The 24627-nt window shown below is 53.3% G+C and carries 16 protein-coding genes; 11 read left to right on the forward strand and 5 right to left on the reverse strand.

What is annotated here, in order from left to right; all coding sequences use genetic code 11:
• The first annotated feature begins 673 nt into the window (after positions 1-673).
• Both ABVT36_RS17190 and ABVT36_RS17195 read left to right on the forward strand, forming a co-directional pair.
• Positions 674-1987 (forward strand): DUF3667 domain-containing protein, encoded by a 1314-nt coding sequence (locus tag ABVT36_RS17190; RefSeq protein ID WP_368457648.1) that lies wholly within the window; start codon positions 674-676, stop codon positions 1985-1987.
• A gap of 731 nt (positions 1988-2718) precedes the next feature.
• The gene (locus tag ABVT36_RS17195) at positions 2719-3141 is read left to right on the forward strand and encodes a hypothetical protein (protein WP_368457649.1); all 423 of its coding nucleotides are present in this window, start codon (positions 2719-2721) and stop codon (positions 3139-3141) included.
• Between the two features lie 525 nt (positions 3142-3666).
• On the opposite strand, the gene ABVT36_RS17200 is transcribed toward ABVT36_RS17195, so the two are convergent.
• Entirely contained in the window at positions 3667-4125 is a 459-nt protein-coding gene (locus tag ABVT36_RS17200; protein ID WP_368457650.1) for a carboxymuconolactone decarboxylase family protein, read from the reverse strand.
• A gap of 56 nt (positions 4126-4181) precedes the next feature.
• Here ABVT36_RS17200 and ABVT36_RS17205 point away from each other — a divergent pair, with 56 nt between their 5' ends.
• The 3 genes from ABVT36_RS17205 (at position 4182) to ABVT36_RS17215 (ending at position 7651) form a co-directional block, all read left to right on the forward strand.
• On the forward strand, positions 4182-4673 hold the full coding sequence (locus ABVT36_RS17205) for a MarR family winged helix-turn-helix transcriptional regulator (protein ID WP_368457651.1): 492 nt from the start codon (positions 4182-4184) through the stop codon (positions 4671-4673).
• Positions 4674-5017: 344 nt separating this feature from the next.
• Positions 5018-5470: a hypothetical protein gene (locus ABVT36_RS17210; protein ID WP_368457652.1), complete on the forward strand. Its 453-nt coding sequence runs from the start codon at positions 5018-5020 to the stop codon at positions 5468-5470.
• Positions 5471-6876: 1406 nt separating this feature from the next.
• Positions 6877-7651, forward strand: a protein-coding gene (locus ABVT36_RS17215) for an IS5 family transposase (protein WP_368457654.1) whose coding sequence is annotated in 2 segments (ribosomal slippage) — positions 6877-7196 and positions 7195-7651 — 777 coding nt in all. Because the reading frame shifts where the segments join, the coding sequence is not laid out codon by codon here.
• Between the two features lie 35 nt (positions 7652-7686).
• On the opposite strand, the gene ABVT36_RS17220 is transcribed toward ABVT36_RS17215, so the two are convergent.
• Complete coding sequence (locus ABVT36_RS17220; protein WP_368457655.1) at positions 7687-9327, reverse strand: acetolactate synthase large subunit; 1641 nt, start codon at positions 9325-9327, stop codon at positions 7687-7689.
• 733 nt (positions 9328-10060) lie between these two features.
• Here ABVT36_RS17220 and ABVT36_RS17225 point away from each other — a divergent pair.
• Positions 10061-11494, forward strand: a complete 1434-nt coding sequence (locus ABVT36_RS17225; protein ID WP_368457656.1) for an aldehyde dehydrogenase family protein — start codon at positions 10061-10063, stop codon at positions 11492-11494.
• Between the two features lie 68 nt (positions 11495-11562).
• Here the strand turns inward: ABVT36_RS17225 and ABVT36_RS17230 are convergent, their stop codons facing one another.
• The 3 genes from ABVT36_RS17230 to ABVT36_RS17240 form a co-directional block, all read right to left on the reverse strand.
• On the reverse strand, positions 11563-11847 hold the full coding sequence (locus tag ABVT36_RS17230; RefSeq protein WP_368457657.1) for a hypothetical protein: 285 nt from the start codon (positions 11845-11847) through the stop codon (positions 11563-11565).
• A 147-nt stretch (positions 11848-11994) separates the two neighbouring features.
• Complete coding sequence (gene pabB / locus ABVT36_RS17235) at positions 11995-13356, reverse strand: aminodeoxychorismate synthase component I (RefSeq protein WP_368457659.1); 1362 nt, start codon at positions 13354-13356, stop codon at positions 11995-11997.
• A 72-nt stretch (positions 13357-13428) separates the two neighbouring features.
• Positions 13429-14256 carry a pyruvate, water dikinase regulatory protein gene (locus tag ABVT36_RS17240; protein WP_368457660.1) on the reverse strand — a complete coding sequence of 276 codons (828 nt, stop codon included), beginning with the start codon at positions 14254-14256 and terminating at the stop codon, positions 13429-13431.
• Positions 14257-14397: 141 nt separating this feature from the next.
• On the opposite strand from ABVT36_RS17240, the gene ppsA reads away from it, so the two are divergent.
• The 5 genes from ppsA (at position 14398) to ABVT36_RS17265 (ending at position 24190) form a co-directional block, all read left to right on the forward strand.
• Positions 14398-16761, forward strand: a complete 2364-nt coding sequence (gene ppsA / locus ABVT36_RS17245; RefSeq protein WP_368457661.1) for a phosphoenolpyruvate synthase — start codon at positions 14398-14400, stop codon at positions 16759-16761.
• A gap of 535 nt (positions 16762-17296) precedes the next feature.
• The gene (locus ABVT36_RS17250) at positions 17297-17863 is read left to right on the forward strand and encodes a L,D-transpeptidase family protein (protein WP_367151352.1); all 567 of its coding nucleotides are present in this window, start codon (positions 17297-17299) and stop codon (positions 17861-17863) included.
• A gap of 492 nt (positions 17864-18355) precedes the next feature.
• Positions 18356-20605, forward strand: coding sequence for an acyl-CoA dehydrogenase (locus ABVT36_RS17255; RefSeq protein ID WP_368457662.1), 2250 nt, complete (start codon positions 18356-18358; stop codon positions 20603-20605).
• 41 nt (positions 20606-20646) lie between these two features.
• Complete coding sequence (locus ABVT36_RS17260) at positions 20647-22842, forward strand: acetyl-CoA hydrolase/transferase C-terminal domain-containing protein (protein ID WP_368457663.1); 2196 nt, start codon at positions 20647-20649, stop codon at positions 22840-22842.
• 694 nt (positions 22843-23536) lie between these two features.
• Positions 23537-24190 (forward strand): hypothetical protein, encoded by a 654-nt coding sequence (locus tag ABVT36_RS17265; RefSeq protein ID WP_368457664.1) that lies wholly within the window; start codon positions 23537-23539, stop codon positions 24188-24190.
• Positions 24191-24627: the final 437 nt, after the last annotated feature.

Here is a 24627-nt window from a genome sequence, read left to right on the forward strand (position 1 = left end):
ATTTTGACGTTACCCCGCTGTAAAGGCAGCAGGTGTTCGATAATTTTGAACTGCGATTTTGTGATTTCCATAAACGCAGATTTTATCAAAATTAGTGTTAACAGGCCCTAGCATGTAGCTTTTCCGCACTACCCAACGAGATCCGGCCTTGGGTCGGTTCTTTTATGCCTGCGATTCAAACAATTCCTCTTAGCCAAATCAAGGCTGATGTTTTGATTCACACAAAACTCATCGTATAATGAGACATGCTAAAGTGGCTCTACGAAAGAAATAGGGCCTGGGTGTACTAATTTAACGCCGGTCCTAATAACTCGTATTCAGTCTTGAAGATGTGGCCGCCCAGTATGTGCTGGACTTTGCGAACGCTAAGCATGGAGAGCTCTGAGTTTCTCTCTGGAGTCCTTCAATCTGGAATAGGTTCTTTCGGGTTTTGCGGATATAAGAATATTGGTCTTTTCGATTCTACTAGATATCGATAGTTATGGCTTTCCTTACACCCTTCGTACAAGATAATGGCCGCGACTGGATCCAGAAGGATCTACCAGATTCCTGCTCTTGTCGGTAAATGGCCCCTGAGTGTTGGGTGCCAAGGGACTCGAGCTTCACACTATTGCACGCTTCCGACAAGACAGTTAAACAGTAAATCGAAATATAGAATCATTGGGGAATCACATTGAGCATACTGAATGCGAAATTGCCGCCGGGTACCACTGGTACAGGTCGCGAAGACGAACATGCGGCTGATTTGACACAGTCTGCAAAGGCGTTGCGCAGTAATATTATAGAAGATCAGAAACAAGGTGTGAGGGCAGTCACAGCTGCTTGTGCTAATTGTGGTACAGAACTGCTCGGTCCGCACTGCTACCAATGCGGGCAGCCGGTTAAGGGGCTGGTGCGCCCGTTTTCCAACATTATTGGGGACTTCTTCGATACCCTACTTGCTTTTGATTCCCGCATCTGGCACACATTGTTGCCGCTTATGGTGAAACCAGGCTTTCTCACTCTGGAGTACTTTGCCGGTCGCCGTATGCGATACGTCAGTCCTGTGCGCCTGTTTATCTTCCTATGCCTGACCACATTTTTTGTGCTTCGATTGAGTACAGACTGGGGGCAGGCCGCTCTGCAAGTAGACTCAGTGACTGATGAATTTGCGAGTGCACAGGCGGTCGAGGATGTTGAGCGCATTCGCGACGAAATGATCGCAGAACTCGAACGGGAAATGGACGCTGAGTCTTCTAACGTCCTGGAGCAAGGTTTCCGTACCGCACAAGTCCGGATCAGGACGCAGGCAGGACTACGTATTGACGAACTTCGGGGAAAAAATGAAGGGGTATCACTTCCCCCTGTGGATGATAAAACAATCTTTGATGAAGGTGCTCCTGCGACGAATGACTTGCAAGAGGGCTTAGCTGCTGAGGTACAAGAGTGTAATTATGAGAAATGCGAACAAGCAGCAAGGGACTCACTGCAAATCAGCGGTTTTGATTTCGATCCGAGGCTGAGTGCCTGGCTATCGGATATAGCGGAGCAAACGGAGCAGAACTTCGGTCTGGTTAAGGAAGACCCCAACCTTTTTAAGGAAGCTTTTTTCCACGGGATTCCCGCCACATTACTGGTGTTGTTGCCGTTGTTTTCACTGCTACTGTGGTTTCTATACATGCTGCGACGCCGAATTTACATGGAACACCTGATCGTTGCTCTGCATAGCCATGCGTTTCTCTGCTTCGCCTTGCTGCTATATGTGGGGTTGGGCGAGATTGCTGGATGGTTGGGAGAGGATTGGCTCTCACTGAAAAAGCTGCTTGATTTAACCAGCGCTGTGCTATTGATATGGATGCCGATTTATTTGCTGTTGATGCAAAAACGTGTTTACCAACAGCGTTGGTCGCTCACGTTAGTGAAGTTCTGTGGCTTGGGGGTTATATACAGTGTGCTCGTGGTGGTTGGGACATCCGTAACGGCAATAACAGTACTGGCAACCCTATAGAAATTGGAAGCCTGTGCTATGCACAGGTTTCTTTGGTCGTATTATAAATGTTTGCGAAAAGAATCTGGCCCAAAACGTGGTTTGCAGGCTACGCCGCAACGGATTGTTGGCGTGCAGCCTGGGCATTGAAGCCTCTTCTGCTGCACACTCTCAAGGCTGTGTAGTGCTCATTCACTATTTAATAAGCGAGTTTGACCAATAGTATGAGCCACATAACTGAACCTAGCTTAGCAGCTGACATTCTTCTGTATCAACGCCTTTGAGCTTTGGGATGTGGCTCTCCAGTCTTCTAACCTGAACCACGCGTGCACTATCATGGGATGTAATAAAGGGGAATGGAGTCACAAGTGGGTAAGGCCCGGAAAATTATTCAGCGCCGCCTAGTCTTTCTGATATCAAGTACACCAGGTCCAGTGACTCAGCCAATAGAGGGTTATCCAAAGAATCGTTAAAAATGGGTTAGCCAGTTTTTTGAGGAGATAGAAAATACAGCAGGCGACTCTTGCGAATTTCTGACTGAGAGCCGGCCTCGAGTCTTTTTTGTACCTGCAATTCGAGCAACAAAAGCCATAAGTGCTTTTCTAAAGAATGTCTGGTCTCCTTGAGAGCGGCGTATTACATAGAAAGAATTCTTCACCGCAAAGAGTTTTTGCAGTTAATTTCAGTAGTGCTTTACTTCTGATCCCTATGATGCAATTATGCGATAAATAAAGCCAATGTATCTATAAAATATGCGCTATTTAGTTCTTGCCCTTAGTTTCTTAATTTCTTCAAATATCTATGCATCGGGCACGAGGCATCTCTTAATTAGTAAAGACAGTATTGCAGATTTCTATGAGATTAAATTGAGCGCCATCCATAATTTGCATTATCTGGGGCATACAAATGATTGGCTAATATTTGGGCTCACTGAATCAGATGCCAGTGGCGGTATGCCGTGGAACTATACAACTGGCTATAAAATTGCCAAAAATACGATTGAAATAAAAAATGGATGGCTAATTGATTTAAATGACAAAGCTTACTCTGTTTACGTAGATAGCTGTCCTCAGCCATCACTCTCTAGCGAAGATAATATTTTGGTTATTGATAAGCTTGGTGAATTTAAACGCAAATGTGAACTCGTTGAAGTAGATAAAGACACTCAATTTTAAAGTTGATACTCCTGTGGCCAAAAAGGTCGAAGAATTACAAGTTGATCTGGGCAACTTGCTGGATTACTGCCACAATGAATGCAGCCATCAGAATAAAAAGTACTGCGGCAGAGCGCCAATGAGAAACTTGCGTGATGGCAAATAGGTCTGGAAGGAAGAGTTCGCGAACTGAACCTGGCCCAACAGACGTCTTCCGAGAAATCAGTAATTGTGAGATCAAGTCTGAATCACTATACCTCAATGATACTTATACGCAACGCCAGCACCTATAGCCAGCTGTTGCCCATCGACCCATTTCCCGGCAAGCAGCCGGAAATATCTGTCCCATCCTATCTCCTCCAGGCGCACTTCCCGGGCACTACGGAGTAGGGTGACAGTGAGCTGCCTGGTTGGGCCAGCTCCTTTTCAGCCTGGTACTTGCTTCGCAATTTCGGGGTTTCTGCTCCTTTGACTCTGGCGCCGATGCGTTTACCCAATACATCGGGTTATCCTGGAATATTGGCTGCGAAGGGATCTGCGCTTATCTCAGACAGGCGGGTCGAAAACCAGGCCGCGTGCGATGCGATTCCAGGCGTTGATGGTTCCAATGGTGACCGTCAAAAGTACTATCTCATGTTCCTGAAAGCTTTCACGAAGATATTGCTGTTCGGCCTCGCTGGTACTCTTGCCCTCAAACTGTGTGAGCTGTTCCGCCCAGCTCAATGCGGCCTGCTCGCGTGCAGAGAAGACACCGGCTTCGCACCAGGCGGCCAGGAGTCCAAGTTTGACTTCATCGACCCCGAGCTTACGTGCAATGTTTAGATGAAGCTGGATGCAGAACGCACAGCTGTTAATCTGCGAGACACGCAGTTTTACCAGTTCGGTCAAGTCTTTTTCAAGGCCACCTTCATCAACGCTCTTTCCAAGTGTGATCAGTGCATCATGGGCGGTTTTCTGGGTTCTTCTGAATGCGTCATAAGTCATTGTCTTGGCTTCATTTGGCATAGAGGACCTTTACCTATAGTATAAGAGCTCGATCATTATATAAGAGCTTTGATATTATGCGCAAGTCCAATATGGAACAAGTCTCCGGCCTCCCCGCGCCTGGAGAGGGCAAACGCGGAGAGGCTGGCTATGTCGGCTATTTGCTGCGCCAGGCTGCACACGCTTACCAAGTCCATCTGGCGCGCCAGCTCGATGATCTCGCTGTAACGCCACCCCAATTTTCGGTGATGACTATGATCGCCGCCTACCCGGGCCTTTCGAGTGCTGATATCGCCAGGCTGACATTTCTGACACCGCAAACAGTGAGCGTTATCATCAGCAATTTGGTGAAGGCTGACACTGTCGCGCGGGTTCCCCATGCAGCCCATGGCCGCATTCAACAGCTGGTACTGACGGACAGCGGGCTAAAGCTCCTGGCGACAGCAAAAGAGTGTGTGAAGGCCGTTGAGAATGAACTGACGGATGGGGTCAGTTCTACCGATGAAAAGGCACTTAGACGCTGGCTTGCCAGTATTTCGTCGAGATTGGATGGTGACGCGGAAGATTGAGGGGCGAGTGTGATGAAGGGGGAGTGGAAGGGCGGTTGGCGCCGAGATTAGGTCTGTCCATGGGATACCGCCCTTTTTGCCTATGACGCAAAATGTGGAATGTTGACTTGAAGCTTTTGGCGCCATATGGCTATAATCGGCCCAATGGTAGTTACGGGGTTTTAAATACTGTGGCAAACCCTTTTTGGCGATTTATTGCTGCTCGCAAGTTAACATTTCGAAATTCTTCTTATCTTCGGGTTACCGGATACCTTGAATCCTATAAGCGAGGTTATCCCTGTGACGCGGAAGGTAATGCAGTGCCGTGGATGAATTATTCGGTCATACAATTCCTAAGGGAGCGCTTGAGCAACAACCTGTCTGTGTTTGAATTTGGCAGCGGCTTTTCGACTCTATTTTATGCGGAGCGCGTGCTCTCGATCCAAAGCGTAGAGGATAACCCCAGCTGGTTTAAGGTTATAGCAAAGCAGTTGCCGGAAAACGCTAGGGTGACTTTGCAGCCTGCTGATGAGGACGGAAAATATTGCCGAGCGATCAAGAAATTTAATCGAAAATTCCAGCTGGTAATTATCGATGGGCGGGATCGGGTTAATTGTTTTAAACAATCCTTAGTGTGCTTAGCGGGTGATGGTGTAATTCTTTTGGATGATTCCGCACGTGAAAAATATGCGGAATCTATCGATATAGGTAAAGCTGCCGGATTTAAGGTATTGCACTTTGAGGGGATGAAGCCCACCGCTACCGGATTACATAGAACCAGCCTGTTTTATCGATCTGAAAATTGTCTGAATTTATAAATATAGGTTTTCTAACAATGACAGAGGCGCTGAAGCAGATATCATAATTAAAACCATAGTTTGTAGTACAGGAGTTAGCTAAAAGGCTCTATTAGGCCTGAATTTTCACGATTGGTACGATAGGGTATAGAGTAATGCCCAACCAATACAAATCGATTCTTTTCAGGATTGGTTGTCCTAATATTAAACTGATATTTTTATTCTGCTCTTTGTAAAAAATACATTCCTTTTTGAAATTTTGTGTCCATTTTATTTGGACGCGACCCATCTATTTTGTGTCCCCCCAGGGGGAAAGGGACAGCCGAACCGCGTCAAAATAGACGGGTCGCGATATATGCCGTTTTGAGGGTCCAATCCGTCAATTACGGCCTTTTTAATACCTAGGCTAGTAGTCAGTGTGTATAGGTAAAGACTCCGAGCTTCTTATGAGAATTAAGGTGGGAAAAGCACTTGTGTGAATTGGTTGAGAAGAGTTTTTTCAGTGTCAAAGCTGTCACTATTTCGTCTTTTATAGTAAAGACATTTAGTGCCACAGCCAGGAAGTAAATTGAGAGAGTACTTTGTGCAAAACAGATCCGCCATTCTTGTTGTTTTCATAAGCTTAACATCCAGATAAAAATCATTTTTATGCTTATTTGTCACAAATTGCATATTAATAATATTGGACGACTTAAGAAAGTAAACGAATTATTATTCATTTTGTGATCAATGTCACGTTTTACCTTGATAGAGATTTGTTAACCCTTGGATATTGGTCGAAGGAGGGGCGTAACTATGCGGTTACATGAATTCGCAAGCACTTGAGCTAATGCCTGTAGGATCGGCCCCGATACTGGGTCGTTTGCGAGATTTTATAAAAAATTATTTATAATCAACATGTTAAAGGCCTGCAACAGTTGAGTTTATAAACTCCAATAGACTGCCAAACGCTAACTGAGGTGATGGGTGTGGATAGCAGTGTAGCTGATTGTTTCAGGCAGGCTAGCTCTTGAGGTAAACAAGAGGTGTACCCTTTTGATTGTCGATAAGGACAGCTTTTACAGCTTAGTTTGAAAACAAAAGAGACTAGGGGCCCGGGCAGCATGTAGAAAATGTACTAACCTAATCATCTACTGTACCAAGCTACCAGTGGGCACTGTGAGAATACGCCCAGCGAAACCACCGCTAGATTGATGATGAGAAACGATCGGTTCGCAATCCAGGCACGGGATCCCGGCACCTAGTCATTTATGGTTGCATAGGTTACTCTGGTGTCGGTCTGAATGTACAGACAAGTCTCTGAATTTTATAATTGGGGGAAGGAGAGTTTGTTTTTGTTATGGAAAGTTGGAACCGATTTGTTTATCTCCTTTTTTATTGTTATTGCTTAGGGCCTGTTAACACTAATTTTGATAAAATCTGCGTTTATGGAAATCACAAAATCGCAGTTCAAAATTATCGAACACCTGCTGCCTTTACAGCGGGGTAACGTCAAAATACCGAATATCCAGGTCATAAACGCTGTTTTGTACGTGGCTGAGCATGGTTGTAAGTGGCGAGGGCTGCCTGAGCACTTTGGTAATTGGCACAGCATCTACACCCGTGTAAATCGCTGGGCTAAAAATGGTGTATTGGATCATGTCTTTGGTGTCCTTCAAGATGCCGATGTGATCAACATTCAAGTGGATGAAGTTTCTCTGGACAGTACGATCATTCAAGTCCATCCAGACGGCACAGGCGCATTAAAAAAACGGCCCTCAAGCCATTGGAAAATCAAGAGGTGGATGGTCAACTAAGATTCACATGGTAGCGGCAGATGACCGCACTGCGCTGACCTTTTCCTTGTCCCCCGGTCAATCTGGCGATGCGCCAGAGGGCCGTAACTTGCTGAAAAGGCTAGAAAACTGCGGTTGGGAAGGTGCCAGCGTCATCATGGATAAGGCCTACGAAGGCAATGACACTCGACAACTCGTTTTGGATTTAGGTATGACGCCTGTCGTACCTCCGAAGGTCAATCGACTGACACCTTGGGAGTACGACAAAGAGATGTATAAAAAGCGAAATGAAGTAGAGCGTCTGTTTCGCCGCTTGAAAGGTTTCCGAAGAATATTTAGTCGATTTGACAAGTTGGATGTCGTTTTTAAGTTCTTCATCAACTTTTCACTGATCGCTGACCGGCTAATTAGTGTTAACAGGCCCTAGGTAATTCTCTAGCTTGTAAGTATTATTTGAGCTAATTAAAGTTTGCTGGAAAGCTCAGGAATTTCATGATTTAGAATGCGGTCGTTATGGCTGTAATCTACGGGAACATCAATCAGGTGTACTCCACCAGCTTTACAACAACTTTCGATCATAGGCTTTAGTTCATCAGTGGCTTCGACCCTATGGCCCTGTGCGCCATAGGAATTTGCATAGGCAACAAAGTCCGGATTGCCGAAGTCCAGGCCGAAATCCTGGAATTCCATTGTGGCCTGCTTCCACTTGATCATTCCGTAGGCATCATCCCGTAGTATCAATACAATCAGGTTTAGATCCAGGCGTACCGCGGTCTCAATTTCCTGAGAGTTCATCATAAAACCGCCGTCGCCGCAGATGGCGACTACTCGGCGGTCGGGGAAAACCAGCTTGGCGGCCATAGCGGATGGCAGGCCAGCTCCCATGGTGGCGAGGGCATTGTCCAGCAGGACGGTATTGGGGGCGTGGGCCGGGTAATTACGGGCAAACCAGATTTTGTACATGCCATTGTCCAGCGCGATGATGCCTTTTTCCGGCATCACCTCCCGCACATCCCTCACCAGCCGCTGGGGCCGAATGGGAAAGCTATCGTTATTGGAGCACTCCCGAATATGCTTTTGCAGGGCGGTGCGAATGCGGTGTGCGTCGGAAAAGCTCCAGTGTTGCTGGGGTTCCAAGTGCTCATAGAGCTGCCATAAGCTGTTGGCGATATCGCCGACTACCTCTATTTGGGGGAAGTAGACAGGGTCTACCTGGGCGGAACTGAAGTTGATATGTACCACCTCGGGGCCGCCGGGGCGCATCAGGAATGGAGGTTTTTCCACCACGTCGTGGCCGACGTTGATAATCAGATCCGCCTGCTCAATTGCGCGGTGCACGAAATCCCCGTCCGATAGTGCTGTATTTCCGATAAAGTTGGGCCCTGTCTCGTCGATCACGCCTTTTCCCATTTGAGTGGTCACTGTGGGGATTTCGAGCTTCTCGACGAATTTACGCAGCATTTTTGCAGTGAGTTTGCGATTGGCGCCGGCGCCGATCAGCAGCAGCGGTTTTCGCGAAGCGGTGATAGCGTCCGCAGCCCTGCGAATTGCCTTGTCCTCGGCGATGGGTCTGCGAATATAACTGGTTTCCAGTACGGGTTCGGTGGATTGCTCCCGGGCAATATCCTCGGGGAATTCCAGATGAGTGGCCCCGGGACGCTCCTCCTCCGAACGGCGGAAGGCCTCGCGAACAAGTGCGGGGACATAGTCGCCGCCAACAATGGCTTTGGTAAATTTGGTGAGGGGGCGCATCATACCGACGATGTCAACAATCTGGAACAGCCCCTGTTTGGAGCTTTTTATGGGCTTTTGCCCGGTGACGAGAACCATCGGCATACCGCCGAGCTGGGCATAGGCCGCGGCTGTTACCAGGTTGGTAGCACCGGGTCCGAGGGTGGCTATACAGACGCCTGATTTTCCGGTGAGACGTCCGTAAGTCGCAGCCATAAAGCCGGCGGCCTGTTCGTGCCGGTTGAGGATAAGCTTGATTTTTGAGCCGCGTAAAGACTCCAACAGGTCCAGGTTTTCCTCCCCGGGAATACCGAAAACGTATTCGACGCCCTCAGCTTCCATAGCGCGGACAAACAAGTCAGAGGTTTTCATTGAACGGGCTCCTCTCGTCTTAAACTCTCACCTCTTCAAGGGCAGGCAATCGACAGGGTCTTCTTCAGTCATACTATTCCCACTTCAGGAAAACTGATGCAGGTAGCTCGATAGTATGTCTCTCTTGGGACCCTATTGGGCAATTGCGAACTTTTATTATATCGCAGCCGCCGGCTAGTCCAGCCTACAGTCGTAAAACTCCTCTTCCGGTAGAATTATAGGGATTGTCCATGGATATTCTATAGGCTATTCGAGCAGAGTAGGGCCTGCACACTTTGCTCAACTGTATTGCGTCAATCTCTTGGGTCTGCTGAGGACCGTCACTGCCTGGTTTCACTCTTTGGGTGCGATCGAATCTTTCATGGATACCGATTCGTTTGTCAGCCGGTCTCACTGGACGTTGTGCCCTAGCAGGTTGTTGAAAAAGGCATCCTGCCTTTTGCAACACACGAAAAGCGAAAAATGTGATTTTCACTTTTCTCCCAAAATCAACGACTTAGGCGTCGCCGATTTTGCCGGAACATCCATATTCCGGTACTAGGCGTCGAAATTCTTCGAATTTCAACAGCCTGCTAGATCGAATATGGATGTGGGGTGCCTGGCTTACCGTGAGGTGGCAGGCGCCCCGGTTGCTTAAAGTCTGTTCATCACCTATACACTCGAGATAAGTTGAGGGGGGATTCCGGCGAAGGCAAATCCCACGACAAGAAACCATAGGTTGAAAGGAAACCCTATGCTGCAGAAAGCTTACCCCTACTATCTAGCTAATGAGGCTGTATACGCCAACGAGGAATTGGAAGTTATTGACAAATACTCCGGAACTTTGGCGACCCGGGTGGCGATGGCGGATACAGATGCCATCGATAAAGCGATCACTTGGGCGGTGAAGGCTGAAAAGCCTATGGCACAGCTGCCACCTTACCGGCGCCAGGATGTTTTAAAGCACTGCGTACAGCGTTTTCAGGAGAGATTTGAGGAATTGGCGGAATCCCTGTGTATCGAGGCGGGCAAACCTATTCACGATTCCCGGGGAGAGGTGAACCGCCTGATCGATACCTTTCGTGTGGCATCCGAGGAGGCTGTACGTATAAATGGTGAAATTCTCAACCTGGAAATCTCAAAGCTTTCCGTGGGCTATCGGGGTTTTGTTAAGCGAGTGCCGGTTGGAGCCTGCTCCTTTATCTCACCTTTCAACTTTCCGTTGAATCTGGCTGCCCACAAGGTGGCACCGGCCATTGCATGCGGCTGCCCGTTCGTCTTGAAACCCGCGAGCCGGACACCGATTGGCGCGCTGATTATTGCCGAAACCCTGGCCGAAACAGACCTGCCCAAAGGTGCTTTTTCTGTGTTGCCCTGCCATAGGGAGGGCGCCGAACTTTTCACGGTAGACAATCGCTTTAAGCTGCTCAGTTTTACCGGTTCCCCCGGGGTCGGCTGGGATCTAAAGGCCAGGGCAGGGCATAAGAAAGTGGTATTGGAGCTGGGGGGCAACGCCGCCTGTGTGGTCGATGAAAATACGGATCTGGACGATGCTGTTCAGCGCCTGATCTTCGGTGCCTTTTATCAGTCGGGGCAGAGTTGTATCAGTGTGCAGCGAATCTATGGCCATAAAAGTATCTACAGTGAATTGAAAACGCGGCTGGTTGAAAGTGTGCAGAAGCTCAGGAAAGGAGACCCCAAAAAGGAGGATACCTTTATCGGTCCGATGATCTCCGAGGGAGAGGCAGAGCGGCTGCAACGCTGGGTGGATGAGGCGATTGCGGCCGGAGCCAGGCTTTTGTGTGGTGGCAAACGCGACGGGGCAATGCTGGACCCGACCCTGCTGGAAAATGTGAGTCACGACTGTGCTGTGGTGCAACAGGAGGCTTTTGGCCCGGTGGCGGTGTTGGAGTCATTTGACAATTTTGATGAGGTACTGGATAGGGTAAATGACAGCGCATTCGGCTTGCAGGCTGGAATCTTCACCAGGGATTTGTACCGGGCGCAAAAGGCCTGGGACAGGCTGGAGGTGGGTGGTGTCTTGATCGGGGAAGTCCCCAGCTGGCGCGTGGATAATATGCCCTACGGCGGTGTCAAGGACTCCGGCCTTGGCCGGGAGGGGATACGCTGGGCCATTGCGGATATGACGGAAGAGCGATTGATGGTGATACGGACAGCGCAAATATAATTTAGCTTCCCTGTATCAGTTTCGCCTATGTCCAGAAGGGGCCTGGGGAAATGGCACTCGAGGACGAATCAGGCAGCGGCACTAGCCGGTAAAACTTCTTTTACCAACTTGAAGTAGACGGTATACACTTCCGGCTCCCGGCCTTCCCGCTCCACCAGGAAAAAGGGTGCCCGGTCGACCCCATATTCTTTCGCTACCTGCATCCCCGGGCTTTGCGCATCGCGGGAATCGGCAATCAGGGTTTGATCGATAAAACGCATCTGGTCGTTGTCTTCCAGTTTGCGTTGCACGTCCCTGCACTTGGCACAGGGTGAGCCATCAGCCAGTATTTTTTTGACCAGAGTAATTTTCACACTGAATCTCCGAGTGTCACCGATTGATAATTCCCACCAATGAAGAGGGATTTCACACGGGAGACGGAAATCTAACAAAACTATCAATAACCAGGAAATATCAAAAAAGGATACTTTTATAACTTTTGGATGTATCCAGTGGGTGGATTAAGGTTCCCGGGCGCCCGGTGAGGGTGGAAGCTGTTCCAGTGTGTCCAGAAGCATGCGCACCTTGTGCAGGCATTCGCGGTATTCCGCCGTCGGGTCTGAATCCGCCACTATGCCGCCGCCGGCGGCGCAGGTCAGCTGTTTGTCATCGGCGCTAAAGGTGCGAATCGCGACATTGGTGTCGGCGCGACCGCAACTGCTGATATAGCCCAGAGTACCGCAGTAGGCCCCGCGGGGGCTGAGTTCCAGCTGGTGGATTATTTCCATGGCCCGCCGCTTGGGTGCTCCGGTGACCGAACCGCCGGGGAAACAGGCGGCCATCAGGTCGGGGAAATTGCAGTGGGAGGGGAGTTCGCCGGTGACCGTGCTGACCAAGTGGTGCACATTGGCGAAGCTGGCCAGTTCAAACAACTGTGGCACCCGCACGGTACCGGGCCGGCACAGCTTGCCGATATCGTTGCGCAGCAGGTCCACGATCATCAGGTTTTCCGCGCGGTCCTTGCGACTTCTCGACAGTGCAGTGGCGACTTCCCTGTCCCGTGCCGGGTCCGGGTGACGCGGCGCCGTGCCCTTGATGGGCTGGGTCTGCACCCCTGCGCCGGCGGCGCCGATGAAACGCTCCGGCGAAAGGCTTAGCAGGTGGCCCTGGGGCAGTTCCATATAGGCGGAAAAGGGGCCCGCAACCCGCTCCCGCAGGGCGAGATAGGCATGAAACAGATCCCCTTCATAGGGTGCCGTGAAGCGCTGGGTAAAGTTGGCCTGATAGATGTCGCCAGCGAGGATGTAGTCGAGGATCTGATGGACTTTCTCCTCGTACGCGGACTGGTCCAGCTCAGCGCTGAAGGCCGACAGCAGCCGGAAAGGGCGGAGTTTCGGCGCCTGCTGCCAGGAAACGGTGGAAAAACGGGCGATGACTTCCCGAATCTGCAGTTGGGTACAGACCGGGTGAAATACCAGGTGAGAGGCCCGCAATTTGTGATCCACTACCAGGGCCCAGCCATAGAGGCCAAAAAAGCCTCCGCCCAGCTCTGTTGGGCGTGAGTCCGCAGAGAGGAAGTTATCGCGCATACCCAACTCGTAGCCGGCATAGCCGATGGTGCCTCCGCAAAATGGCAGCTGAGCGTCGCCTTCGACGGGGCTCAGTTCACACAGCAGGTCGTCCAGCTGGGTAAATGGGTCCGGGGTATCCCAAGCCAGCGACAGGGTCTGAAGCGGGTCGGCGGCGAGGATGTCGAAGCGCCCCCCGGGTGCCTGCGGCTGGCCGCTGTCCAGCCACACCGGTACCGGCATATCCGCAATGGCCTGGAATGCCATGGCGGTATTGACGGAGTAGGGCAGGGAGACAATCTTCAGTGAGTTCATCTTGGCATCTGTGGGGCCCATTGCCGCTGTCAGTCGGCGGTCTGGCCCAGGCTCAACAAAAAGGCGGCTACTTTAACCGAAACGGCGCTCAATGCCAGCCTGGGACATCAATCTGGTGGCCAGTTCCTCTACCGATAGCTGGGTGGCGTTGAGGAAGGGTATCTGCGCCCTGCGCAGCATCTGTTCCACCTGCCGAACCTCAAATTCACACTGCTCTAGGGAAGCATAGCGGCTGTTGGCGCGCCGCTCCTGGCGGATCTGCATCAGGCGGCGGGGATCTATGGTGAGACCGAACAGTTTGTCGTGGAATGGCCGCAGGACCCTGGGCAGGGCGGTGGAGTCCATATCCTCCTCGGTGATGGGATAGTTGGCCGCCCGCAGGCCGAACTGCAGGGCCATATACAGGCAGGTGGGTGTTTTCCCGCAGCGGGATACCCCCAGGAGTATGACATCCGCCTGTTCGAACTCGCGTACCCGCCGGCCATCATCGTTGTCCATGGCGAAATGGACCGCTTCGATTCGCTCCGAGTAGCGGCGGTCGTCGGCGATGCCGTGGGACACATTGACCATTTGCGCCGGATCCCGCCCAAACAGTTTGGCCAGCGGGGTCAGGTAACTCTCAAACACGTCCAGCATCAGTGCGGAACTGCGGTGCAGTTGCTGCCGGATATGGTCGGACACGATGCTGGTGATCATGACCGGCCGCAGCCCAGATTCCGCGGCGCACCGCTCTATGCGCTCCAGCGCCCGCTGCACCTTGTCGGTGGAGTCGATGTAGGGCAGGGTGACCTGCTCCACCTTTTCCCCGTGGAACTGGGCCAGGAGGCTGTGCCCTATGGCCTCTACCGTGAGGCCGGTGCCATCGGAGATGAAAAATACCGAGCGCTTGCTTTCTGTCATGTGGGTTACTGGCTTCCAATAGCCGCCGCCGCGGCAGCTTGTAGATTTTTTACAACATTTTGTCAGTTTTTCGGGGGGTATGTTTTACAAACCCCTTCCTTATAATCGACCGCCTCAATTCCTGCTGCTGAGGGCTTGCACTTGACGAACTTCACGCTTGAATTCGCACATCTGGGCATGGGCGACGTCGACAGGGTCGGGGGCAAGAACGCCTCTTTGGGAGAGATGATCTCGGGGCTGGCCGGGGCCGGCGTCGAGGTTCCGGGGGGCTTCGCCACCACCGCGGACGCATTCCGCACCTTTCTGGCCGGCGATAACCTGGAGCAGCGCATCGCCGACCGCCTCCTGTCTCTGGATGTTGCCGATGTTACCGCATTGGCGGAGGCAGGGGAGGAAATCCGTGGATGGATCCTGGCCACCCCTTTTCCGGCGGGGCTGGAGCAGGAGATCCGGAGCGGCTACGAGTCGCTGGGCGGCGGCGAGACCGCTGTAGCGGTGCGCTCTTCGGCGACCGCGGAGGATCTCCCGGACGCATCCTTCGCCGGCCAGCAGGAAACCTTCCTCAATATCCGCGGCATCGACGCGGTACTGCAGGCGGTGAAGGAGGTCTTCGCATCCCTCTATAACGACCGCGCCATTGCCTACCGGGTCCACTCCGGTTACGCCCACGCGGGTGTGGCACTGTCCGCCGGTATCCAGCATATGGTGCGCAGTGAGACCGGTGCAGCCGGGGTGATGTTCACGCTGGATACAGAGAGTGGATTCCGCGATGTGGTGTTTATCACCTCCGCATTCGGTCTCGGTGAAACGGTGGTTCAGGGGGCTGTGAACCCGGACGAATTCTACCTGTATAAGCCGGCCCTGAAAGCCGGCCGCCCGGCAATCCTGCGCCGCAACCGGGGCAGCAAGGCCATCAAAATGGTATATGGCGAGAGCGGCATTGGGGGTCGGTCGGTGCAGACAGTGCCGGTGGCGGAAGAGGACCGCCAGCGCTTCTCCCTCTCCGACGAGGACCTGACCAGTCTGGCGCTGCAGGCCTGCCGGATCGAGGAGCACTATGGCCGACCGATGGATATCGAGTGGGCCAAGGACGGGGACAGCGGCAAACTCTATATTGTTCAGGCGCGCCCGGAGACGGTTTGCTCGCAGCGGCAGGGTACCAGTATCGAGCGGTTTCATCTGCGGGAGCGCGGCGAAACTCTGTGCGAGGGGCGGGCCATAGGCCAGCGTATTGGTGCCGGCAAGGTGCGGGTGCTGGAATCGGCCGGGGACATGGCCGCGATGCAGGATGGCGAAGTGCTGGTTACGGATATGACGGACCCGGATTGGGAACCGGTGCTGAAAAAAGCCAGCGCTATTGTTACCAACCGCGGCGGCCGCACCTGCCACGCGGCCATCATTGCGCGGGAGCTGGGTATTCCGGCTGTTGTAGGTTGCGGCGATGCGACCCAGGTGCTCAGGGATGGCACTCCCGTCACCGTCTCCTGCGCAGAGGGCGACACGGGGCTGGTGCTGTCCGGAGAGCTGGATTTCGAGCGCAAGGAAACCGAGGTGGGGGCCATGCCGGACCTGCCTTTCAAGATTATGCTCAATGTCGGCAATCCGGATCGGGCCTTCGCTTTTAGCCAGTTGCCCAACACCGGTGTGGGGCTGGCGCGGCTGGAATTTATTCTCAATCGCATGATCGGAATTCACCCCAAGGCCCTGTTGGAACTCGACCGGCTTCCCGAGGACCTGCAGCAGTCAATCCGCGCGCGCATCGGTGGTTACGCTTCACCGGAAAATTTTATTGTGGAAAAGCTGGCGGAGGGTATCGCCACTCTGGCGGCGGCATTCGCGCCGAAACGCGTGATAGTCCGCCTGTCGGATTTCAAGTCCAATGAATACGCCCACCTTGTGGGGGGGCAACTGTACGAGCCCAGTGAGGAGAATCCCATGCTGGGCTTTCGCGGCGCGGCTCGCTATCGCTCCGAGGATTTTCGCCAGTGCTTTGCCCTGGAGTGCCGGGCACTGAAAAAGGTCCGCGATGAAATGGGGCTGGACAATGTGGAGATTATGGTGCCCTTTGTGCGCACGCCGGCGGAGGCCGCAGACGTAATCGAATTGCTGGCGGAAAACGGCCTCAAGCGGGGGGAAGCCGGCCTCAAAGTGATTATGATGTGCGAACTGCCCTCAAATGCGCTGCTGGCGGATGAATTTTTACAGTATTTTGACGGTTTCTCCATCGGTTCCAATGACCTCACCCAGTTGACGCTGGGCCTCGACCGGGATTCCGGCCTGGTGGCGGAACTGTTCGACGAGCGCAATCCGGCGGTCAAAATGCTGTTGTCGAAATCCATACAGGCGTGCAAAAAGGCCGGGAAATATGTCGGCATCTGCGGTCAGGGGCCCTCGGACCACAAGGATTTTGCCCGCTGGCTGATGGATGAGGGTATCGACAGCGTATCGCTAAACCCGGATACGGCCGTGGATACCTGGCTCTTTTTAGCCGGTGAACAGGGCTGAGGCTACTGTAGAAGCGGTCTTTTTAGGCCGCTTTAACTTTTTTGAACCCTGTTTGCAACACTATCTCTCCCACCGCAAGATGGTCCCGCCCGGGGCGCTAAAACGTCAATTTTGTTCCATTCCCCCATTTGGCTGCGACTGGTTTTCAGTCTAAGAACATTCTTCAGATTCCTATCAGCAGGCTCCCAGAGAATTATTCGGTCTAACTACTCGGGCCACAGGCAATAGAATCGAAATAACTGTCAGGCTAGAAGCCAGCGGTGGTCCGTACCGGCCCGCACCAGGTCGCCGGACGACGTATCAGGTGCGCCGGGACTTTACAGCGGAGCTTGTCAACAAAGCACGGAGGCGGGTTGCGACAGTCTGCCGAAAATAATGCAAATGGCCGCAATGTTTTACCACCGACCCACAGCGCCATTGGGCTGTCGGGTTGTGAGGGTTCAGCCGGGGACATCTCCGTCACGCGGGGTCCCAGGTAGTCAGCGGCCGGGTCGGGTAGGGGAAGGACCGTCTGACCAAGTAGGTGAGGTGACTTATGTATGCAATCCGGCAAACGTGGAGTCCCGTATTCTATGTATTGTGCCTGTTGTTCATCGCCGCACTCCTTACCCCGGTGCCAGCCGCGGCCAAGCCCGCAAACTGGTTCGATGAGGCCGCGGCGGCGAACTCCGGGGGGGCTCCATCAATCAAGATATCCCTCAGCCAGCAACGGGCCTATTTTTACAAAGGCGGTCGGTTGGTTGGGGTATCCAAAGTATCCTCGGGCAAAAAAGGCTATAGCACCAGACCCGGCCACTTTCGCGTACTGTCCAAACACCCCCGCCACCGCTCGACCGTTTACGGCAGCTATGTGGACAGAAACACGGGGCGTGTGGTGAGGTCGGACGTGAATACCCGTAAGCATCGCCGGCCGCCTGGAACCTATTACCGCGGCGCCAAGATGCATTATTACATCCGCTTTAACGGTGGTATCGGCATGCATGCCTCCGGCAATGTGCCCAACTACCCGGCCTCCCACGGCTGTGTGCGGATGCCGCCACATATGGCGCAGAAATTCTATCGCTATGCGCCGGTGGGTACGCGGGTGCGTGTCGTTTGGTGACCGGCTCGGGTTTGCGACACAGGTGCGCAAACCCTCTACCATAAACCAAACAGTTACACGCTTGGCTTGCGGCCCGAACATCTGAGTTCGGGGTCGCAGGCCGCTGGAAAAAAATTCTCAGCAGCCTGCTGGGATTCGCGAGCCCGACGACATAAATACGCCTTGTCCCGGCACTGGATGGCTTTATTAACGCCCGGGCAGGTGGCAGAATTTTTACCTTTCGATGTTTCCGGGTGACGCTTGTTCCCACTGAAAATCCGGTTATGATCCTTTTGCCGGACCGGGAATTTCGAATACGGCCTGCCTGGCATGGGTACTACTGGCGCTTCAATCCTTGTGCATAGCGCCATAATTCTCACCGCGTGTCACCTATGCTAGAGGGTATGGACGGCGGGGAGGGAAACTCCCGGCCCGGTATGTGAGCGCCGGGACCACTGGGGCCGGAAGCTTGTTAATCTGCCACTTCGGCAGCCAATCACCTGGAAACTACCGATGAGCGATCTGCGCAAGAAATGGATCACCAGTCCGCTTCTCAATTTTATCAAGAAGGTTTTGCCGCCCATTTCGGAAACGGAGCGGGAGGCGATGGAAGCGGGGGAAGTCTGGTGGGATGCGCAGCTTCTGTCGGGCCATCCGGCGTGGGATCAACTCCTGGGCATGGGGCCGCCGTCCCTGAGCGAAGAGGAGCAGGCCTTTCTCGATGGCCCCACAGAAGAACTCTGTCGCATGATCGACGACTGGAAGATCAGTTTTGAGGATCGCGATATCCCGCAGGAGGTTTGGACCTTTCTTAAAAAGGAGCGGTTTTTCGGCATCATTATTCCAAAGGAATACGGTGGCCTGGGGTTTTCTCCCACGGCCCACGCGGAAATCGTTACCAAGATATCAACCCGCAGCACCACCGTAGGGGTCACGGTGATGGTGCCAAACTCCCTCGGCCCCGGCGAGCTGCTGGCGGCGCACGGCACCAAGGAGCAAAAAGACTATTACCTGCCGAGACTGGCGGATGGCCGCGAACTGCCCTGTTTCGGGCTCACCGGTGTCGAAGCCGGTTCCGATGCCGCATCCATGACCGATACGGGCATCGTCTGCTACGGGGAATATAAGGGAGAGAAGACCCTGGGCATGCGGGTGAACTGGCACAAGCGCTATATCACTCTGGCGCCGGTGGCCACTATCCTGGGGTTGGCATTCAAACTCTACGACCCGGACCACATTCTGGGTGAGGAGGAGGAACTGGGCATCACAGTGGCCCTGGTGCCAACCGACACCCAGGGGGTCACCATAGGCCAGCGCCACCTGCCCGCCATGCAGGCGTTCCAGAATGGTCCCAACTGGGGCAAAGATGTTTTTATCCCCATGGAGTGGATCATTGGCGGACGCGAGAATGTGGGTCGCGGCTGGCAGATGCTGATGAGCGCACTGGCCGCAGGACGTGGTATCTCCCTGCCATCGCTTTCCACCGGTGGCGCGAAAATGGCGGCCAGGCTGACTGGCGCCTACGCGAGAGTCCGCGAGCAGTTCGGTATTCCTATCGGCAAGTTCGAGGGGGTGCAAAGGCGCCTGGCGGAAATCGCGGGCATTGCCTATGTGCTGGATTCCGCCCATAAGACCACTACCCGGGCGCTGGACGACGGCCTCAAGCCGGCGGTGGTTTCCGCCATAATGAAAGCCCACGCCACCTGCGGTTTGCGCGAAGCCATCAACGATGCGATGGATATCCACGCCGGCAAGGCGATTATGGACGGGCCCTTGAATTACCTCGGCAACCCCTATCGCGCAATACCGGTGGCGATTACGGTAGAGGGTGCCAATATTCTCACCCGCAGCTTGATGATCTTTGGCCAGGGCGCCATCCGCTGTCATCCGTATCTGCTGGAGGAGATGTTCGCGGCGGAGAACCCGGATCGCGAGGAGGGTCTGAGGCAACTGGATAAGCTCTTGCCAAAGCATATGTGGTTCCAGCTTAAAACCCTGGGGCGCGGTGTTTTTCACGGCTGGACCGTCGGGCTTTTTGCCAGCAGTCCCCGGGGCGTGGGTTCCGCGGCCAAGTACTATCGCCAGCTCAACCGCTATTCGGCCATTCTCACTTTGGTGACGGAAATATCCCTGATGTCCCTGGGTGGAGAGCTGAAGCGGAAGGAGCTGATTTCGGCCAGGTTGGGGGATGTACTCAGCCAGCTGTACCTACTCAGTTCCACCCTCAAGCGCTTCAAGGACGACGGCAGTCCCGATGCAGACAGGCCGCTGCTGGAGTTTGCCATGCGCGCGGGGCTGCACAAAATCGAAGTGAGTCTGCTGGAGGTGTTCCAGAACTTTCCACACAGATTCCTCGGTCAGCTGATGCATTTTCTCACCATGCCCTGGGGACACAGTGTGCATACCGCTTCGGACCGGCAGGCGCGCGCCTGTGCGGAATTGCTGATGGAGCCCTCGGAGACCCGCGACCGCCTGACTAAAGGCGTGTTTCTCGGCAATCCCGGTGATGGTGTGGATATTGTTGAACAGGCATTCAATAGCGTCTGTGCCACCCAGTCGGCCCGCGACAAAATGAAAAAGGGCGGGATACGACCACTGAATCATGACGCCATCCAACAGGCTCTGGACGCTGCACTGATCAGCGAGACCGAGGCCGATTCTCTGAGGGAAACGGCGGACGCGGTATACCTGGCCCTGCAGGTGGATCACTTCGATCACTTGAGTCCCTGTGAGGACAGGGCCAAACACGAACAGCTGGGTTAGCCGGCAGGCAATTGGGGCAGGGGGCAAACAGGGGTTTTTTATTGGACAGGCAACCGCTTCGCCTCAACAGCGCAACCGCAGCCGTGGACGCCGTGCTGGAAAAGCTCGGCAAACGCATAGTCCTGGGGCTGCCCCTGGGCCTGGGTAAAGCCAATCACTTCGCCAATGCACTCTATGCGCGCGCGGCTGAGGACCCCTCAATTTCCCTGACCATTTTCACCGCGCTGACGCTGGAGCGCCCGTCGGGAACCGGTGAGATAGGGCGGCGTTTCACACAGCCGCTATTGGATCGCCTTTACAACCAGTACCAAGAACTCGCCTATACCCAACCGCGGCACAGGGGAAAGCTGCCGCCCAATATCCAGGTGTGCGAATTCTTTTTACTCACTGGTGCATTTCTCCACAACGCAGAGGCGCAGCAGAGCCATGTGTGCGCCAACTACACCCTGGTAGTCCGCGATCTGCTGGACCGGGGTGTCAATGTGATCGCGCAGATGGTGTCGCCCGGGGCCGGGGGCGATACCTTCAGCCTCAGCTGCAACCCGGACCTGACGCTGCCCCTGTTGCGGGAAACCCGCCAGATACCCGACTACCAGTTGCTGGTTTTGGGGGAGTCCAATCCGCAGTTACCCTATTTGGCTGGCGACAGTGAACTGCCCGCAACGGAGTTCGACCTGATTCTGGAAGGGGAGCAGTTTGATACGCCCCCTTTCCCGGTGCCGTCGCTGCCGGTGAGCCTGACCGATTACGCCATTGCACTGCAGATTTCCACTTTGATCGCGGACGGAGGCAGCCTGGAGATTGGTATCGGCACTCTGGGAGATGCCATCTGCCATGTGCTCGGCATACGCCAGACCGATAACGACACCTATCGGCGCCTGTTTGCAGCGGTGAACGCCGATGACAGCCTGATGCTGCGCCAGCGCTTCCCGCCGCAACTGGAGTCGTTTGTCCGCGGGCTCTATGGGGTCAGCGAAATGGTGCCGCAGGGGTTTCTGGCCCTGCGTCGCAACCGTATTCTGAAACGGGAGGTGTTTGCCGATGCGGCCCTGCAAAAGTTATTGGATGAAGAAAAAATCACCACAAGGGTAACGGAGGATACCCTGCTGGCCCTGCGTGACTGCGGTCGTATTCAGGCGCCCCTGACCGTCGAGGACACGGAATTCCTGCAGCGGCTGGGAATAGTCGACCCCAGTTACAGTTGGCGCGGCCACAAGTTACTGACCGCGGAGGGGGAGGAGGAGGAGTGCGATCTTCACAGCGAACACGGTCGGCGGCGTTTGCTGGGTCGATGCGCCAATGAAAAATTGCGTGGGGGAGTGTGGCTCCACGGCGGCTTCTATCTTGGGCCGGCGAGTATGTACGCGGAACTCAGGGATATGGCGCCGGCGGAAAGGGCCGGAATCTGCATGACGGCGATCGACTTTATCAACGACCTGCAGCGAGATCGCGCGCTGAAAGTGGCCCAGCGCCGCCAGGCGCGGTTTGTGAACTCGGCGATGATGGTTACCCTAAACGGCGCCGCTGTCTCGGACGGTCTGGCCGACAGTCAGGTGGTCAGTGGCGTGGGGGGGCAATACAATTTTGTCGCCCAGGCCCAGGAGCTTCAGGACGGCCGTTCTATCCTTGCCCTCGCCAGTACCCGGGAGAGCCGTGGTAAAGTCACCAGCAATATTGTCTGGCAGTACCCTCACACCACGATTCCACGCCATTTGCGGGATATTGTAGTGACCGAGTATGGTGTCGCAGACCTGCGCGGCAAAACCGACCGGGATGTGATGGTTGCGATGCTGTGCATCGCGGACTCCCGCTTTCAGCCCGAATTGCTGCAGCGCGCCAAGGCGGCCGGCAAAGTCGAGCGGGATTTTGTGATTCCGCTGGAATTTAGTGCCAATAGGCCGGATAGAATCACCGCCGCATTCGATGAACCCCAATACCTTGGTCTCTTGCCGTATTTTCCCCTGGGTACGGATTTCAGCGAGGAAGAGGCAATGCTGGCGGTTGCCCTAAAGCAGCTCAAGGCGGTGGGCAACCGCTGGTGGAAAATGTTGCCGCTGATATTGGATGGGCGCAGAGTGAGACGGGACCATTCAGAAAAAAACCAGCCTATCCATCGTTGCCTAGAGCGAATGGATTTTGAGTATACGGACACCTTTGAGCACCGGCTGCTGGCCTATGTGGTTGCCGGAGCGTTGTACCGCTATATCGACCGGGAAAGACCCCTGTGCGGGAGCTGAGCAGATTCCAACGGCAATATTAGCCCGGTAACCAAATAACCTGCAGAGTGAATAACGATTCGTTGAATTTCATACTGATTTAAATTCAAAATCTTCAAGGTCCAACTCTCGCATAAATCTGCTTTTTCTATTTATCATCATTGTTAAGAGAAAATAAAAATTAATAGAGTGAAATTCCGCCACCAAAATAAATTGACATAATAGCTCTGGCTGTGCTAATCGTTGTTTGCGATGTGTGTTTTACTGATTTCAATAGCAATAGGACTTAGCAGCTTGTTGAATAAGTTTTTTCCTGCTTGGTTTGTGGCGCGTGTTCGCAAAATTTTCGTGACAAACCGGGCAGTCGCATATTTTATTTACTGCCCGGTCCACCCTATTCGAGACAGTAGGTTGTTGGTAGTGCCTTTTCCAGTGGATTATTAGCTATACGGCTATTGGGACTGAGTCGGTGTCAGAGGTGGAATAAGTCCTGTGACAGTAGGCAGAGAATATTCTGCTCTCGTATTCACACCGTAATATTTGCAGCCTAGATTGGTGCGGACCTTGCCGGGAACAGGATTTTTCCGATCGAATGCCTGCTTTTTTGTCGGTGGGGTTATGGGCCTTCTTTTTCAAATCATTCATGGAGGATTTTAGGATGTTAAAGCAACTCAAATATATTTTGCTTGGCGGTGCGCTTTTCGGGAGCCTCAGCTTGGCGATCAATGCTCAGTCGTCTCTTGCAGCAACCACAGATATGCCGGTTTCAGACCCGGCAACACTCCGGGCAATGGGTTTTGAGCCGGATGCAGGCAATGTCTATGTGGCAGCGGGCGTCGATTTAACCGGCACCCGGATTGACCTCGAAAGCGACACTTCGGTAAACAGGGATCTTGCTGTTCATCCCAATTTGTTCCCATCCGGCAGTGTCGACTATTCACCGGTTGCGCCGAAAGAGTTTTTTGGTCGGGTCGACTCCACCGGCACCCAGTGGCGCTTTTCTTCCGGCGGCAGTACCGAAATCAGCCGCCTGGGCACAGAGGCCTTTGCCGATGCCCAGGTCGAGGACCTACCCAATGGTGGTGTCTTGCAATTTTTTAGGTGGTGGTGGTCCGACAATGACCCCAGTTCGGCGATGACGGCTTTTCTTTTTGAAATCTGTCAACCCGCTTTTGCTGGCGGTGCCATTACCTTTACAACCGTCGCGACCAGTACCAGTACCGATACGCTCACTGGGTCTGCAGCAATCAGTACCGCTTCCCGACCCATCGATACCCAGAGCTGCTACTATTTGGTTCGGGTGCGCTTCGATGCGGCGACAGCCCTGTTGAGGTTCCAAAAAGCCCGGCTGCAGTTTACCCATCCCTAATTTGAGCTGTTACTCTTCTGTGATTAGAGGAGTCCCACTTGTAGTGGGCTCCTCATTCCCAACAGAACAAGGCTCTGGGAATAGCCTTTTCAGAATTAACTAATGTTAACCTGGCAATTCAATCGATGACCTTCACCGATTGGATTGTTGTCCTTGAAAGCCAAAAAGTACCTGTCATGAGAATCAGTTGAGTAATTTATTGGAAGCTTTCGTTGCGCTGGAAAAGAATAAATCGTTACCAAGTATATAAGCATGTGTGACTAACATGCCATAACTTTACATTTTTTATGATCGAATAATTTTATCTATTGCTAGCCACCTTTGGTTAGGGAACGTCTGAATAACTCAACAATCGCTACGGCAGTATCAGTATTTTCTGGTGCGGGCCTGAATTTGACCAAAACAACCCTGAGGTTGTTTGTTTTTTCACCTGGAAT

Source organism: Microbulbifer sp. TYP-18 (assembly GCF_040932045.1).
Lineage (GTDB): Bacteria > Pseudomonadota > Gammaproteobacteria > Pseudomonadales > Cellvibrionaceae > Microbulbifer.